This is a genomic window from Companilactobacillus miaonis (assembly GCF_036913615.1).
Classification (GTDB): domain Bacteria; phylum Bacillota; class Bacilli; order Lactobacillales; family Lactobacillaceae; genus Companilactobacillus.
Window position 1 is genome coordinate 1 of sequence record NZ_JAYKTX010000020.1, and the last position, 13600, is coordinate 13600.

A 13600-nucleotide genomic window follows, 5' to 3' on the forward strand; every position below is an offset into this window, starting at 1 on the left:
TTTGCTTTCAAATCAAAACTATATTTAACCATACAAAAAGTGCTCCATAATCATTAGATTTCTTGTCTAACAATTATGAAGCACTTCAAATCGTCCTTTGATTACCACGGTCTATTTGTTTTAAGCGGAAAGAGTTATGTCTTAAACTCTTGTTTTGCTAGATTGTTTGCATTCCTTCAGCATTTAACTGATAAACTCGGTCGTAAAGTTTTTGAATATCATCAGGAATGTGATGATCTACCTCGATCACTGTCAAATCAGGATTGGTCAATAGTGACTGATGAATTCCCTTGGCAGTTTGAGGATCAAGCGAGGCAGTTCCTTCATCGATCAACAAAATCTGTCGATTGTAAAACAGTGCCCGAGCAATCTCAATTCGTTTCAACTGACCACCAGAATAGTTATGACCATTTTCATCAAATACTTGTTTAATTGCTTGTTCATTACTAAATTCGTTTAACCCAGCTAAATCTAAGGCACGGAACACTTCTGCATCAGTAGCAACTTTCCCAAGCGTGACATTATTTCTCAAACTATCCTCGAAAATAATTGGTGTTTGACCGACAATACCAAAGTTGCTATAGGCTTGATTTAATGAATAATTCTCACCATTCAGCAAAATCTGCCCTTGTTTTGGCAACAATTCTTTTAATAGCAGCCGAATCAAAGTCGACTTCCCCACACCAGATTTTCCGCCAATCAAAATTTTTTGTCCCTTTTTGACGTCAAAAGAAACATTTTGAAAAATCGTTTTATCTTTGAAATCAAAACTAATTTGTTCAACATCCAAATCACGTACCATAACAGTAGTATCAGCTTGATTTACCTGAACCTGCAAATCGGCAACTTGTTGGCGAATATTTTTCGTACTGTTAATCGTATTCCAACTAGTAACGATCTGATTGAATCCATTTAGAATCCAAGACGAGGAATATTGAATGGCGACAAACTGAGATAAAGTCAATTTACCAACGATCGTAAAATAAATACCAATTCCAATCGGCAGATAAGTACATAGCGAAAACAAGAAACTAATAACATTATTGGTCAAAGAAATTTGATTCTTTAAGTTGGCATTAGCTTGCTCCATTTTTGAAACTGACTCATCCAAACGCTCAGAGAATCCTGACGTAGCGTGATATCGACGCAGCAATAATGCTCCGTGTAAAAGATTCTGAACTGTCCCGGATAAAACTTGATTACTTTTTGACCATAACGCTGTCTTATCTTGTATCGCGTGGCTGAAAAATTTTGGTGCTAAGGTTGGAAAAATCATAAATCCTAAAAAGATCAGGGTAACCAATACATTGCTGTATAAAGCAAAAATCAAAGTTCCCAAAGTCATTGCAACTGAGCCCAATAGCATGAAAATCTGGCGCCAATAATTGTCCTCGAGCAACTTCAAATCATTGAGAACAAACGAGACATTCTTAGATTCAAAATCATTTTTGTCGGCCGTTACAGCACTCATTTTTGCAAGCATATAATCTTTTTTTAGACGATTATTGATTAAGAAAATGTTTTTATTAACCACGATACTTTTTAAATAATTGAGCAAACAAAAAATTGCATAACCACTAATGATAAAAATCACTGCCGGTACGATCATGCCAACATTTTTATCGGTAATCAATTTAAAAATGTATGAGTAAGTAATTGTATTGAACGGTGTTTCTAAACCCGCTAAAACGCTGAAAATAATCGCTAAACAAAAAAAAGGTAGATTAAAATATTTTCTCATGCTGTACCCCTAACATTAATTATTTTTAATATTATTAGTGTACAGCTAATCTTTATTAAAGCAATACCGTGATCAATAATGTTTTCATTACGAAAATATTATCCTTTATTACCTTTCTTGATAACAAATTATCCTAACTTCGAATGGAATTCAGCGTATATTCTTAGATATAATTAGGAAAAATATTAGGAGTTTCTAATGAAAAGAATATTATTATTGTTAGCTGTATTTCCTATGGTTGCACTCAGCATCTTACCGACTAAAACGGTTCTAGCTGATTCAGTTCAATATCGCTCGGAAAAGTTTCTCAATAAAGTAAGTAAATTTAATCAAGCACTCAATAAAAAACTCTACAAACAAATAAAATCGGCTGATAGTCCCACTTCTATTGAGCAACGAGGTCAACATTTAAACCATTCTTGGTTCACATTCATCAACAAGATCAATTACTTGAAAAATGATCAATTAGAAATTTACGTTAATGATGACTTTAAAAAATTATCTGATGATAAAAGAGCGCAAGTCGTCGATTTCGTACAACAACTTACGCTCGCTAATTTGGATAAAATTAAGGGAGTAAATCCCATAACTTACAATCAAGGTTTATCTTCAGCCGTCTTTTGTGATGGGAAATTCTTAGGGCGCACCCTTTTTCTTGACCATAAAAATTTTCTCTGGAATGATTAACCGCTGAAATTGCTAATAAGGTGAATCAGCCATAAATGGGCTGGATAGAAGAAATAAAATAGATATTTCAATTTATGATCATATTTGCCTAACTTGCCACTATAGAAGTGTAAAAATGGAATTATGCTGATAAAAAATATATCACTGGCATTCATTGCAATGCTGTCAAAGATCATCAACGGTGTCGGATTGGGAATCGACAGTGCCATTGGCAATTCAATTATCAATAAAACAGTCATCAAACCTATGTAATACCAATTTCGTTTTTTGATATTTTTATGTGTCAGCTGCGTTATTAACATAAAAGGTAAAATTACGAAACTTCCTTCAAAAATGGGGATTAGACCAATTATTAATAACAAGATGGAAGCAATTTTTAATAATTGCTTCTTTTTTGGTTCTTGATGATTATCCCAGAGACAAACGATCACTGCCCCGATAAATAAGGTCAGGAAAATGTTATCTCCTAGAATAGACATTTGGTATTGTTTTCGTAAAACAAATAAATTCAATAGATAATTTCCAAGAGCCATAAAAGCTCCCCAACCCAAGAGCCTGGTCAAATATAATTTTCGACTATGCGTGTAAAAAAGTCCTTCGACAACTAAATAAGCAAAACCGACTGCCACCACTCTGGTTAGAATGTGGAAAGTATCAGCCAAGTATGGTGAAATAAAATTGTCAATATGATCTAAGACCATTAAAATCATCAAAATAAATTTAAAGAGATCGCGATTCATCCCTTTTGTTGCTGGTGTGAATTGTTTCAAGTTTCTGCTCCTAAATTTGATAAAACTTATTATCCGGAAAAGAAACTAGTCTGTAAATATACCTAACACAACTGTTAGTGCTATATTACAAAATAGTAAGTCTAAACCGATAGGATAAAAAAATGAAAAAATTCTTACATTCCAATGGATACGCTGTTTTAATCGTTTTAGCTGGATTGTGTTCGCTAGTAATCCTAGTTCTGAGTTACATACCTGGTTTCAAAGTCTCTCGATTTCCTTATTTGGAAATCGACATTGGTACACTCTTAATATTCAGCTTTGATTACTTTGGCCGACTTTACCTGGCTAAAGACAAAAAAAGATTTTTCAAAACTAATATCGTCGATCTTTTAGCAATTTTGCCATTCAACACAATTTTTAACGCCTTTCGAATTTTTCGAATCGTCAATGTTATTCGCTTCACCAAAATTTTTACATTCGTTCGCTTTATCGGAACCGCCGGAAAAATGCAAAAGAACGCCAAAAAGTTTCTCAAAATCAATGGTTTTATTTATTTGATAATTATTTGTGGAATTGTCTTAGTGACAGCAGCTATTGCTTATTCTTTGGCCGAAAATGTTCCCCTCAGTGATTCATTTTGGTGGGCAATCGTAACGGCATCAACTGTAGGTTACGGTGATGTTGCACCTACTACCTTAGTTGGACGTATCTCAGCCGTTTCACTGATGATAATTGGAATTGGATTTATCGGTACTTTAACCAGTACAATCACGAATTACTTTACTCAAGAAAAAAGTGAGGAAAATGACGATAAGCTTGATCAAATTTTAATCAAATTAAATCACTTAGAACAAACCAATCAAAAATTACAACAAGAAATCTCCGAATTAAAGAAAAATTACAAACAATGATTTCATCTTCATTACAAATAGCATAAATAACAGTTTCATTATCAAATTTATTATAAAATACCTCATGTATACAAATTCAGGAGGGTTTATAAATGGCCGATAACTCTATTCATAAAGTTATTAACAAATTCATTTTTGCTATCATCTATTTATATTTCTTCATAATTTCATTTCTAATCATCCCGGTTGGCGATGATTTCTTTTGGTGGGGTAAACCGGGTCATTTTTTACTGACCCATAATTTTTTTAGCACCAATCCTGAATTTGGTGGCAGCTCTAACGGACGCTATTTAGGCAATTTTTTAGAAATCAGTATGATGCATAGCGAAATTCTAATGGCCATAATTTATGCTTCCGTTATTACCTTATTTATTTGGTGTATTTGGCAATTAGCAGGCAAACATTTGAGTCTAGTCGCTGCTTTATCTTTTTTTACTATCATTCAAATTGGTCACATTCAAAGTGTGTTTCTCTGGTTAGCAGGCTTCGTTAACTACTTACCACCGGTCGCTTTGATGCTGACTTATTTAGTTTGGTTAGAAAGATATATTCGACATAATTATCATAAATTACGTATTATCAATTTTTTTCTTGCTTTAGCTGGAGGGCTATTCATTGAACACATGACCCTGTATCAAATTTTTGTTGGCTTAAGTTCAATAGCTTTATTGTTTTATCTCAAGAAATCAGTTCGTCCGGCATTATGGTATCTTACCGGGGCAATCATCAGCGCTGCCATCATGTTCAGCAATCAATCTTATTATCACACCACTAATGAATATCGAGAAGTCACGTTCAATCTGGATAAATATTTATCCAATTTCATCCGAATCACCCACTTTTGGATCATCACTTGCAATTTTGTCATCATAATCACAATTTGCTTCTCAATCATTCTGATCAGTTGGCGTAAATTCTCCAAAATTACTAAATGGAGTCTAATTTTACCAGCAGGTGGTTTCATAATTTATTATTTATGGATTAATATTTACCTTCAAAATAATTATAAAATTAATTACTCAACTTATCAGTTTAAGCATATGGATCCAACCTTAGCTATTATTGATACCTGGGTAGGAATCGCTCTACTGATTTTCCTTTTTGGAGCAACTTTTTTCATCTTTAAAGGTATTAATAACCTGAAAGTTCAGTTTTGTCTCTTCAGTTCGATTGCCTTGTGTGTGCCATTCTTCTTCATCGGTTCACCTGTTTTTGTCCGCGAATATTTTAGCTCATTAGTTTTTTTCTTTATCGTCGGGATCATCTATCTCAACAAAGCTCTAGTCTACTATCCAGGATTCTTTAGAAACATTAACCGCTTGCTTTGGATAATTGTCATTTCTTCGTACGGTTTAGTTATGTCCATGATGATTACCAATTTCCAAGTAAATTTAAAACGTGTCGATAATAATGAATTCTTACGCGAATCAGAAGTTCTCAAACAAAAAGTGCCTTATCCTAATTACGTGGCTCTAAACGATATGTTGATCATGCAATCACCTGAATATTGGCACAACCGATTAAATTATGAATTCAACGATTATTTTTATAACAAACAATACAAATAGTTTTGCGGTAATCTTTGATGGTTCTTTCTTAAATTTGGTTAGTGGGTTAGCGTAAATTGCCGTGCTCCGGGCTAAATAGAAGACTTTATTATTTTCTAAAACTAAATAAAGAAGCTGAATTAGTGCTTATAGCATTAATTCAGCTTCTTTTTATTTTAACGATGATTGTTGTTCACTTTGATTAATTCTAAAGTTGAACAAAAGGATTGTACGAAAAGCCCTTTGATTACCACAGGGCTTTTATTGATAATTTTACTCGGCACCGACGGAAACTGTTTCTGGTAAAGTACTACCTCCATCGATAACAACTGGCGTAGCGGTCATGTACGAAGCCTCATCACTCAATAAGAAAGCGGCTAGCTCGCCAACTTCTTCGATTTTTCCTAACCGTTTACCAAGTGGCACTGCATCAGCAATTCCCTTGGTAGTTTGTGTAGGATCGTCTGGTGTTGATTCACTGGCAATTGCATCTGCCATCGGCGTTTGAATATAACCTGGTAAAATTGCATTGACCGTAATATCGTACTTTGCTACTTCTCTAGCACAAGCACGCGTGAATCCCATGATAGCGGCTTTAGTTGTCGCATAAGCACATTCACCTTCATCAGCAACCATCACTCCAGTAACGCTAGACATGTTGCAGATGCGACCTTTTTTATTTTCGATCATCGTTGGCAATACAGCCTTGGTAACGTTCCAGACACCTTTTATGTTAACGTCAAATTGCTGATCACGCTCTTCATCAGAAGTATTTAATAAAGAACCTAATTTAATGATCCCAGCGTTATTCATTAAACAATCGATTGTACCGAAATGTTGCAAAATCTCCTTTACACCAGCAGTGACACTTTGTGTATCCGCCACATTCATGTGAACTCCTAAGACGTCGTAACCTTGTGACTGTAACTGCTTGACTGTCGCATTCAACTGATCAGAAATATCGACCAAAGCAATTTTTGCTCCATGTTTGGCTAAAACTTTAGCAATTCCAAGTCCATTTCCCATGGCAGCCCCAGTTACTACCGCTACCTTACCAGTCAATTTACCCATAATAATTACTCCCTTCTATATTGTGAACGTTTTCATTTATATAATTCTAATATAGCATAGAAAATAATTATTTTGGTTTAATTTATAATTTTGGAACATCTATTTTATTGATTGCTTTCGACGCTTTATCGGCATAAGCAATATTTTCAAACATATTATCTGACCATTGATAATTACAATGAACTAATTTATTTAACTCATCAACATCCACAGCGGCAGTTTTAATTTGTTCAACTAAATCATCTGATAAAATAATTTCTCCATCAACAAGGTCAATCTCATCAAATGGATCTACATTACTGCGGAATTGTTTTTCAGAAAAATTACGATAAAACGGAATTTGCAAATTAAAATCAGCTCGATTGAGCAAATGCCGAAGCTGATCTTCTTGAGCCTTTGTTTTAATGGAAATAGAAAACTTTTTAAAATCATTAATCAAAAAGTCAACAAACTCATCATTTTCATCAGTTCTAACTTGCATCATCCCTTGAGTCTCTTCAACTATATCTTCAACATCATCAGGAATTAACTTAAATTCTTGAATCAAATAATCTCGTAAATCATTCAGAGCATCATTTTCTACAAAATAGAACTCGTTTGCATGCTTTAAAAAAGTTTCTTTTTCCGGGATATTATACAATTCCCCTTCTTGATTATTCATTATGTCGTATATATTGTCGTCTTCAAATAAATATTCCGAAATGATATATTCGGGTGACTGCCAGTTATCTCCCTTATACCAAGCATCAAAACGCTCTATTTCAAAGCCGGTATTTTGATTACTCATTTGTTGCAAAACATCTCTGAACTCAGTTGCTGTTAGAGACATTTCCGGATTTTGCAATTTGATAATTCGATAAACTTGCGTGATTGGGATTAAGTTGTATAAATTATTTGCTGCTTTGACATAACGCTTGATCAATTCTGTCTTTTCCATGAGCTACTCCTAAAATTTAAATTGTAAAAACGCCATTGTCGAATGGTAATTCAACGACGACATTGTCAGTTAAATCGAAGTCTCCGGCACTTTCAAAACCTTTTTTGAAATCAGTGGCTTCATCATCGCTGAAGATTTCCATCACTGTTTTCATAATTTCATCCTCATCCATATAACTATGGAATTTATAAAAATCAAGGACTTTGCCAGTAGAATTCATTGCCACATAGACACTTTTGCTCTTGCCAGTATACAAGTAACAAACATTGTCTAAATAACCGGTCTTTGCTTTTTTTAAAAGCGTCAAACCATCCAAGCCAATGTTTGATAGCTTCACAAATTTAGTTTTTTTATCCATATTTTTACCTTCGTTTCGTTTTCTTAATTAAATTATAACTGCTTATCTAAACTGTCAGCAACTTGATTTGATGAACAATCATAAAAAAAAGGAATGCTGATGAACCAGCATTCCTAAATTTATTTAAGGAGAGTACAGGATTTTAAAAAGCCTATATATCAGACCCTACTTGACATATGCGCAAAATGTGCGCAAAGCCTTATCTTTTGTTATGTTTTCCTACATATTATAGGGTGAAAACATTTAGAAATGATAGATCTTCAATAGTCAAATTGTATCACAGCTCCGTCACAAAAATAAAAATTATTTTTTTCTCGGATGTTGCTCTAAAATTTTTCTTTCAGTCTCAAGTCTAGCAGCTTTAGCTTCCTCAAGTGTTTTGAAGCTTCCTAAATAGGATTTCACACCATCAAGTTTTATTTCTGCAATATACTTATTTTTTTGTTTGCTGAACCAAACGCCGGTAACTCCAGTAGTATTTCTTTTGGATTTTTTAACTTTGGAGCTATCAATTCTGCCGACTGCCAAATTATCAACGTACAGCTTTTCTTTTATCGCTTTGCGGCCCTTTTTTGTATGTTCCTCTTGATGAGCTGGACCACCACAGGTCACACGTACACCTCTTGTAAGAGCACTCGAAACTACTTTAGCCGTTTGACCACAATCGCACTGGCATAACCATATGTTATTATTTGTTCCGTCGTACGGAAGCTTACGGATTGCAGTTAAGTGTCCAAACTTTTCACCCGTTAAATCTACAAGACTGCTTTTTTTAACGTAATGAGTTTTTTCTTTTTGTGGAAGCTTTTTTAACGCCGATTGTCTAGCCTTGTAAGCTTCGTCAAAAGTACCAAAAGTACCCAAGTGATGATACTTACCATTTATAGAAATTCTAGCCTGATATTTATAGCCATTTTTTCTTTTGATTTTCTTGATTCCTGTAGTACTCTTTTTAGGATTATTAGCCATTAAAATCACCATTTATTTTCAATTATAATAAAAAGATACTCACACATGAGAATCTACATGATTAATTTTTTAGCGTAAGAACAATTTAGTTATTCTCTGAATAATCCTTAATTTCATCGGTAATGGCTTCTTTTGTTTCTTTAAGATCATCGAAATATGTTACACCATCATCGATTGAATTAGGCCATAGAACCCAAGCTTTTTGCTCATCGTCAAATGCAAGCTTTCCATAATCGTCTTCATTTACCAACACATCATAATTTTTAGCATCTACTTCATCAAATTTAACAGTCATTTTTATGTCTTCCTTTTATTTATCTCTTAACAACTATTATAATACACGTTGTAACGTACAAAGTCAATCTATTTCAATTCTTTTTCTTTTAATTTAATTAATTCTTTTAGCTCATTTAAATCATCTTGAGTAGCAAGGTTTTTTATAAAGCTTTTAGCGGTAGATCGTTTAACAATGTACTTTTTTCTTTCCTTGTTTTTTTCGTCCCATTTTTTGTTTGCTTTAATCCTTGCTTCTGATAATTTTTCAGTCATAAGGTTCTCCTATTTAAAATAATTCTGCCAATTTTGTAACTATTGAAATAATAGTTATTATTATGAATACAATTAATCCTATGCTTATTAATTTATACTTATCTTTTTTCATTTTACTTTTATGAAAGGCATGTTAGAATTTAGGTACATAAAGAAAGGGGCAAGCCCCTTACTTAATATTTAAAAGCTTTGATATTATTGAAAGTAGCTTATCAATTACGTCTAGGACAACTGCCAAGATGGCTAGACGTTTTACTACTTCCTTTGAATCAGGGCTTTTTTTATGTTTACCTTTCACTTTCTTACCTCCTTTCTATACTTATTAGAATACACGTTATAACGTGCAAAGTCAATGAATATTCAAATTTATTTCAAATAAAAAAAGCCCACCACCTAAATTAATAGATGATGGGCTCTTCTAACACTATCAAAGCTAATTCAAAATCGAGGTAATTTATAATATTGTCCACGTCAATGAACACCTTTAAATTAACGCATATTATTTAATTTGTCTAGTCTTTACTATTCAAATTTTGTGCAAAACGTTGAAACTTTATGAATTTAATATTAAAAACAAAAAAATCACTTATGTTCGTTTTTATCTTTATATAAATCCATTGTATTTATTGTAGGTAATAATATTGTATTGCTTGAGTCCAATCCAGAAATCATAGAAATGATGCTTCTTACATAAGGAAACATTATAGCTGTACCATTAACAAACAAAGCTCTTGCAATCTTATCCTTAGAGTCCAGACTATTTGAAATATTAAATTCTCCACTAATTTCAATTTTTATACCTAATTCAGAATGATTGGGTCTTAAAGTAACACTTAAAGTTACTATACCATGCTTCAATTTTTCATCAATACCAACTTTAGGATTAAGATTAAAACCATCTTCATATTTTGATAAGTTCTTTTTATCATGTGTATATTCTAAGTTCTGAATTTTATAACCTTGAAAATCAATTATAGGATCATTATTCAAAATAACATAACCTCTCATCTTATATTCATAAAGATATATTAACACAATAAAAAAGGATCTCCTGTTTAGGGGACCCTTTCTTTGTAAAATCTTTATAGTTGTTTACCGATTCATGAAATTTATTTTCTGATACATTATTTTTATATTTAGTAGATGACGATAAGTCACCTATTAATAAATCAAAACTATTATCTATTATCAATGAATTGTCAATATCTATAGAACTATGCTCTATTAACAATTCTGATTCCAAGTAACTCTTATCAACAAAATTATCCAAAATGATTTTATCATCCATAATTGGAAATCTATCACCGTTGGAAGAAACAAAGGAAGGTTCCATGCCATCAGGAGTTGAACTAACTTCAATTCCTGCATTTCTTGCAGCATTCAATATTTGTTCTCTTGTAAACATTAGAAAATACCTCCTTTTCTGCATTATACTTCTTTTAATTTTAATTTGTCAAAGTTTATTAAACTCTGATTCACTATATTTAGCTGTTTTTCGTGTGCAAGTACACCATAATCCATAATATCATTGTATTTTTTTATGTTTACTGGAAAAGTATAAACACACGCTCCAAAACCGAGTAATCCTTTGGCTAAAGTTATCAATTTACTTCTTTTAACATTTGTTAAATCTTTAGGATGTTCTTTTATATACTGCTCTTCTTCTTTAGAAAATTTAATATCAACATTATTATGTTTAAGACTTTTCATTATTTTTTCTAATTTATTGGCACCTGCTAAACTGTCTAAATCAAGCAAATCTTTACTCTCTATTTCAAACTTACCATATACTACTGCTCCTTTTTTTGATTGATTACCTGCCCACCAAGTAGCAGCATCTAAATCATCAACAAAAAAATAAGCCCCATTTCCCAACCAATGATTGACTCTAGGCTGACATATAAATTTTTTCTCTTCAATAATAGAATTAGCATTGATTAAACTTGTTCCATGATATATATCTAGCTCCATCTTTAAATGTGATTTCTTTCTTATTTATAATTTATTAATTACATTATACTATAATACGTTTCCGAATAGACTAAGAAAGATTAAATACGTGAAGAGGGCCATTTTGATTTTATGAGTAAAAACAAAAAAGCTCCCACTCCAATTTAATAGAGTGAGAGCCTTTTCGAGGGGCGATACTTTCAATAAACGTAGAGGTAATTTCAAGTATTGCTAAATCGTTGAACGATTATAATATAATTCATATTAATTCACTTGTCTAGCATTTACTATTCAAATTTTGAGCCAGAAGTATACTCAAACGGAATAAATTGATCAGTAGCAATCTTGGCCATCGGAATATCATTGATAACTTTGAATCCGTCTGTTTTGAAGGATTTACCAATGCTGACAGACGCATTCTGTACACGTTTTCCCTTCGAATCAAAGACAGGTGCCGGTGAATCGTCCGTATATTTAACGACAACAAAATCCTTGAAAGTCGTCTTTGAAATTGGAACAAAGATGTCGGTAGCGATTTGGTAATGTGGCTCATTATTGATCATAACAATGTCTGAACTCTTCCAAGTTGAACCTGCCTCGTATGTTTCAGGTCTTTCAATACCTAATCTATCCACTGGATGGGTTTGTTCTGTCAGCTTGATAATATTTTCTACTTTAGGCTTTTCGGGTTCAACTTTAGGTTGTACGGTTGCCTCAGTTTTAGCTGGTTGCTTATCAAAGATACCCCAGTCGTAGCTCATATCTTGAGAACCACCGCCCCAACTTGATGTGTATTGCCAAGCAACTATATTGCCTCTTGCTCCACAATCGCTTGATCCGTAACTAGCTACCCAAGTCGGGTGCTTATTAGCATTTAAGATACCTTGATTGAACCAACTAGCCATACTGTATTGAAATACATTTGTATAACCTTGTGTTTCAAGGTAATTAATGAAAGTATCAACATAGCTTGCTACTGCCGACGTATTTAATGATGGATCCTCAACATCAACGCAAAGCGGTGTATCTTTTCCATAACCTAAATTAGTAACCGATTGTTCAAAGAATTTTGCTTCATTGATTGCATCAGTAACACTAATAGCCAAGAAATAATGATAGAATCCGACGTTCATGCCAGCTTTAATTGCATTCCTAGTTTGAGTTAGTGCTTTAGGACTTAAATAATTAGATCCATTAGCGCTTCCTTGAGTTGTTTTGATCAAAACGCTTTGAACACCTGAATTTACAAAATTTTGGAAGAATGCTAAATCATCTCTTTGATAGCTCGAAATGTCTGCAAAATATTTAGTCATGCTAGTTCCTCCTTAAATTTGTTGAATTTGAATAAGCTGGTGTTTTAACTTCCGTGGGAGTATTACTGTTAGTACTCCCTTTAGATGTGTCTGTAATCAACCCAAGTGAACCACCAATCAATAGAATAGTGTTTACTATTCCCATAATTTGATTAATTTGGTCAGATGTGATTTCCCAACCAAATAAATGGCCAATTTGTTGACCAAACACTAATATCAAAGAGATTAGAGATACCCACCACGCTTTTGAGTGGACATCTAATGTTAATTTACTTTTTTTCATTTTTATCCTCCATTGATTTAAATTGAGTGCTTAATTTTTCGACTTGAGCTGTAAGGCCGTCGATTACCTTACTTTGTTTTTTAATAGTTTTACTTTGTTCAGAAATTTGAACTCGCATTTCAATAACTTGCTGCTTTAAATCGTCACGTTCGTCCATTGCCTTTTTGGTTCTTTGATACATATCTTCAGAGTATTCAGCATAGACTTTTTCATTACCACCTTGATTTTTAACGTGTTGAAGCCAAACATTGAAGAAACCACCGACAATAGCACCACCAACGGCAGATACAATAATTTTAATTAGGTCAGTCACCTGGTATCACCCCACATAGCTTCAGCAGTTATTCGGATGGCGACAGCGCAAACTAATATCGTGTCCAGGTGTGGAACAAACACAGGTGCAAATAGATCATGAATCAAAAATATAATTGAATAGAAAAGCCACACAAACGAAAGCAGAAAAGTGAAGTGCTTCATAATTGTTAGACAAGAAATCTAATGATTATGGAGCACTTTTTGTATGGTTAAATATAGTTTTGATTTGAAAGCAAAA

At 33.1% G+C, this 13600-nt stretch carries 18 protein-coding genes; 3 read left to right on the plus strand and 15 right to left on the minus strand.

The window, feature by feature from the left end:
* Positions 1-157: 157 nt before the first annotated feature.
* Entirely contained in the window at positions 158-1741 is a 1584-nt protein-coding gene (locus U8521_RS12560) for an ATP-binding cassette domain-containing protein (protein ID WP_334352922.1), read from the minus strand.
* 198 nt (positions 1742-1939) lie between these two features.
* On the opposite strand from U8521_RS12560, the gene U8521_RS12565 reads away from it, so the two are divergent.
* Positions 1940-2428: a hypothetical protein gene (locus tag U8521_RS12565; RefSeq protein WP_334352923.1), complete on the plus strand. Its 489-nt coding sequence runs from the start codon at positions 1940-1942 to the stop codon at positions 2426-2428.
* Here U8521_RS12565 and U8521_RS12570 read toward each other — a convergent pair.
* The gene (locus U8521_RS12570) at positions 2425-3198 is read right to left on the minus strand and encodes a TraX family protein (RefSeq protein WP_334352924.1); all 774 of its coding nucleotides are present in this window, start codon (positions 3196-3198) and stop codon (positions 2425-2427) included. The two genes, U8521_RS12565 and U8521_RS12570, sit on opposite strands and share 4 nt — an antisense overlap.
* Positions 3199-3320: 122 nt before the next feature.
* On the opposite strand from U8521_RS12570, the gene U8521_RS12575 reads away from it, so the two are divergent.
* Positions 3321-4070 (plus strand): potassium channel family protein, encoded by a 750-nt coding sequence (locus U8521_RS12575; RefSeq protein ID WP_334332907.1) that lies wholly within the window; start codon positions 3321-3323, stop codon positions 4068-4070.
* A 92-nt stretch (positions 4071-4162) separates the two neighbouring features.
* A complete protein-coding gene (locus U8521_RS12580) occupies positions 4163-5638 on the plus strand; it encodes a DUF6056 family protein (RefSeq protein WP_334352925.1) in 1476 nt (491 codons plus the stop codon).
* Between the two features lie 252 nt (positions 5639-5890).
* Here U8521_RS12580 and ucpA read toward each other — a convergent pair whose 3' ends face one another.
* The 13 genes from ucpA to U8521_RS12645 form a co-directional block, all read right to left on the minus strand.
* Positions 5891-6688, minus strand: coding sequence for an SDR family oxidoreductase UcpA (gene ucpA / locus U8521_RS12585; protein ID WP_334332909.1), 798 nt, complete (start codon positions 6686-6688; stop codon positions 5891-5893).
* A gap of 82 nt (positions 6689-6770) precedes the next feature.
* Positions 6771-7625, minus strand: a complete 855-nt coding sequence (locus U8521_RS12590; protein WP_334352926.1) for a hypothetical protein — start codon at positions 7623-7625, stop codon at positions 6771-6773.
* A 16-nt stretch (positions 7626-7641) separates the two neighbouring features.
* Positions 7642-7983 carry a hypothetical protein gene (locus U8521_RS12595; RefSeq protein WP_334352927.1) on the minus strand — a complete coding sequence of 114 codons (342 nt, stop codon included), beginning with the start codon at positions 7981-7983 and terminating at the stop codon, positions 7642-7644.
* A gap of 303 nt (positions 7984-8286) precedes the next feature.
* A complete protein-coding gene (locus U8521_RS12600) occupies positions 8287-8952 on the minus strand; it encodes a hypothetical protein (RefSeq protein ID WP_334352928.1) in 666 nt (221 codons plus the stop codon).
* Between the two features lie 85 nt (positions 8953-9037).
* Positions 9038-9247 (minus strand): hypothetical protein, encoded by a 210-nt coding sequence (locus tag U8521_RS12605; protein WP_334352929.1) that lies wholly within the window; start codon positions 9245-9247, stop codon positions 9038-9040.
* Between the two features lie 68 nt (positions 9248-9315).
* The gene (locus U8521_RS12610; protein WP_334352930.1) at positions 9316-9501 is read right to left on the minus strand and encodes a hypothetical protein; all 186 of its coding nucleotides are present in this window, start codon (positions 9499-9501) and stop codon (positions 9316-9318) included.
* A 169-nt stretch (positions 9502-9670) separates the two neighbouring features.
* On the minus strand, positions 9671-9799 hold the full coding sequence (locus U8521_RS12615; RefSeq protein ID WP_334352931.1) for a hypothetical protein: 129 nt from the start codon (positions 9797-9799) through the stop codon (positions 9671-9673).
* A gap of 284 nt (positions 9800-10083) precedes the next feature.
* Positions 10084-10491: a protein-export chaperone SecB gene (locus U8521_RS12620; protein WP_246001246.1), complete on the minus strand. Its 408-nt coding sequence runs from the start codon at positions 10489-10491 to the stop codon at positions 10084-10086.
* Between the two features lie 25 nt (positions 10492-10516).
* The gene (locus U8521_RS12625) at positions 10517-10906 is read right to left on the minus strand and encodes a hypothetical protein (protein ID WP_334352932.1); all 390 of its coding nucleotides are present in this window, start codon (positions 10904-10906) and stop codon (positions 10517-10519) included.
* Between the two features lie 23 nt (positions 10907-10929).
* Positions 10930-11472 (minus strand): hypothetical protein, encoded by a 543-nt coding sequence (locus U8521_RS12630; RefSeq protein WP_334352933.1) that lies wholly within the window; start codon positions 11470-11472, stop codon positions 10930-10932.
* A gap of 266 nt (positions 11473-11738) precedes the next feature.
* The gene (locus U8521_RS12635; protein ID WP_334352934.1) at positions 11739-12764 is read right to left on the minus strand and encodes a GH25 family lysozyme; all 1026 of its coding nucleotides are present in this window, start codon (positions 12762-12764) and stop codon (positions 11739-11741) included.
* A gap of 1 nt (position 12765) precedes the next feature.
* Positions 12766-13047 (minus strand): phage holin, encoded by a 282-nt coding sequence (locus tag U8521_RS12640; protein ID WP_334352935.1) that lies wholly within the window; start codon positions 13045-13047, stop codon positions 12766-12768.
* Positions 13034-13360: a hypothetical protein gene (locus U8521_RS12645; protein ID WP_334352936.1), complete on the minus strand. Its 327-nt coding sequence runs from the start codon at positions 13358-13360 to the stop codon at positions 13034-13036. The genes U8521_RS12640 and U8521_RS12645 overlap by 14 nt, the downstream gene beginning before the upstream one ends.
* Positions 13361-13600 lie beyond the last annotated feature (240 nt).

Coding starts and splice junctions, on each gene's coding strand:
- U8521_RS12600 (WP_334352928.1), bottom strand. CDS start 8,952: ATGGCTAATAATCCTAAAAAGAGTACTACAGGAATCAAGAAAATCAAA.
- U8521_RS12565 (WP_334352923.1), top strand. CDS start 1,940: ATGAAAAGAATATTATTATTGTTAGCTGTATTTCCTATGGTTGCACTC.
- U8521_RS12580 (WP_334352925.1), top strand. CDS start 4,163: ATGGCCGATAACTCTATTCATAAAGTTATTAACAAATTCATTTTTGCT.
- ucpA (WP_334332909.1), bottom strand. CDS start 6,688: ATGGGTAAATTGACTGGTAAGGTAGCGGTAGTAACTGGGGCTGCCATG.
- U8521_RS12640 (WP_334352935.1), bottom strand. CDS start 13,047: ATGAAAAAAAGTAAATTAACATTAGATGTCCACTCAAAAGCGTGGTGG.
- U8521_RS12605 (WP_334352929.1), bottom strand. CDS start 9,247: ATGACTGTTAAATTTGATGAAGTAGATGCTAAAAATTATGATGTGTTG.
- U8521_RS12595 (WP_334352927.1), bottom strand. CDS start 7,983: ATGGATAAAAAAACTAAATTTGTGAAGCTATCAAACATTGGCTTGGAT.
- U8521_RS12560 (WP_334352922.1), bottom strand. CDS start 1,741: ATGAGAAAATATTTTAATCTACCTTTTTTTTGTTTAGCGATTATTTTC.
- U8521_RS12625 (WP_334352932.1), bottom strand. CDS start 10,906: ATGTTTACAAGAGAACAAATATTGAATGCTGCAAGAAATGCAGGAATT.
- U8521_RS12575 (WP_334332907.1), top strand. CDS start 3,321: ATGAAAAAATTCTTACATTCCAATGGATACGCTGTTTTAATCGTTTTA.
- U8521_RS12630 (WP_334352933.1), bottom strand. CDS start 11,472: ATGGAGCTAGATATATATCATGGAACAAGTTTAATCAATGCTAATTCT.
- U8521_RS12610 (WP_334352930.1), bottom strand. CDS start 9,501: ATGACTGAAAAATTATCAGAAGCAAGGATTAAAGCAAACAAAAAATGG.
- U8521_RS12635 (WP_334352934.1), bottom strand. CDS start 12,764: ATGACTAAATATTTTGCAGACATTTCGAGCTATCAAAGAGATGATTTA.
- U8521_RS12590 (WP_334352926.1), bottom strand. CDS start 7,625: ATGGAAAAGACAGAATTGATCAAGCGTTATGTCAAAGCAGCAAATAAT.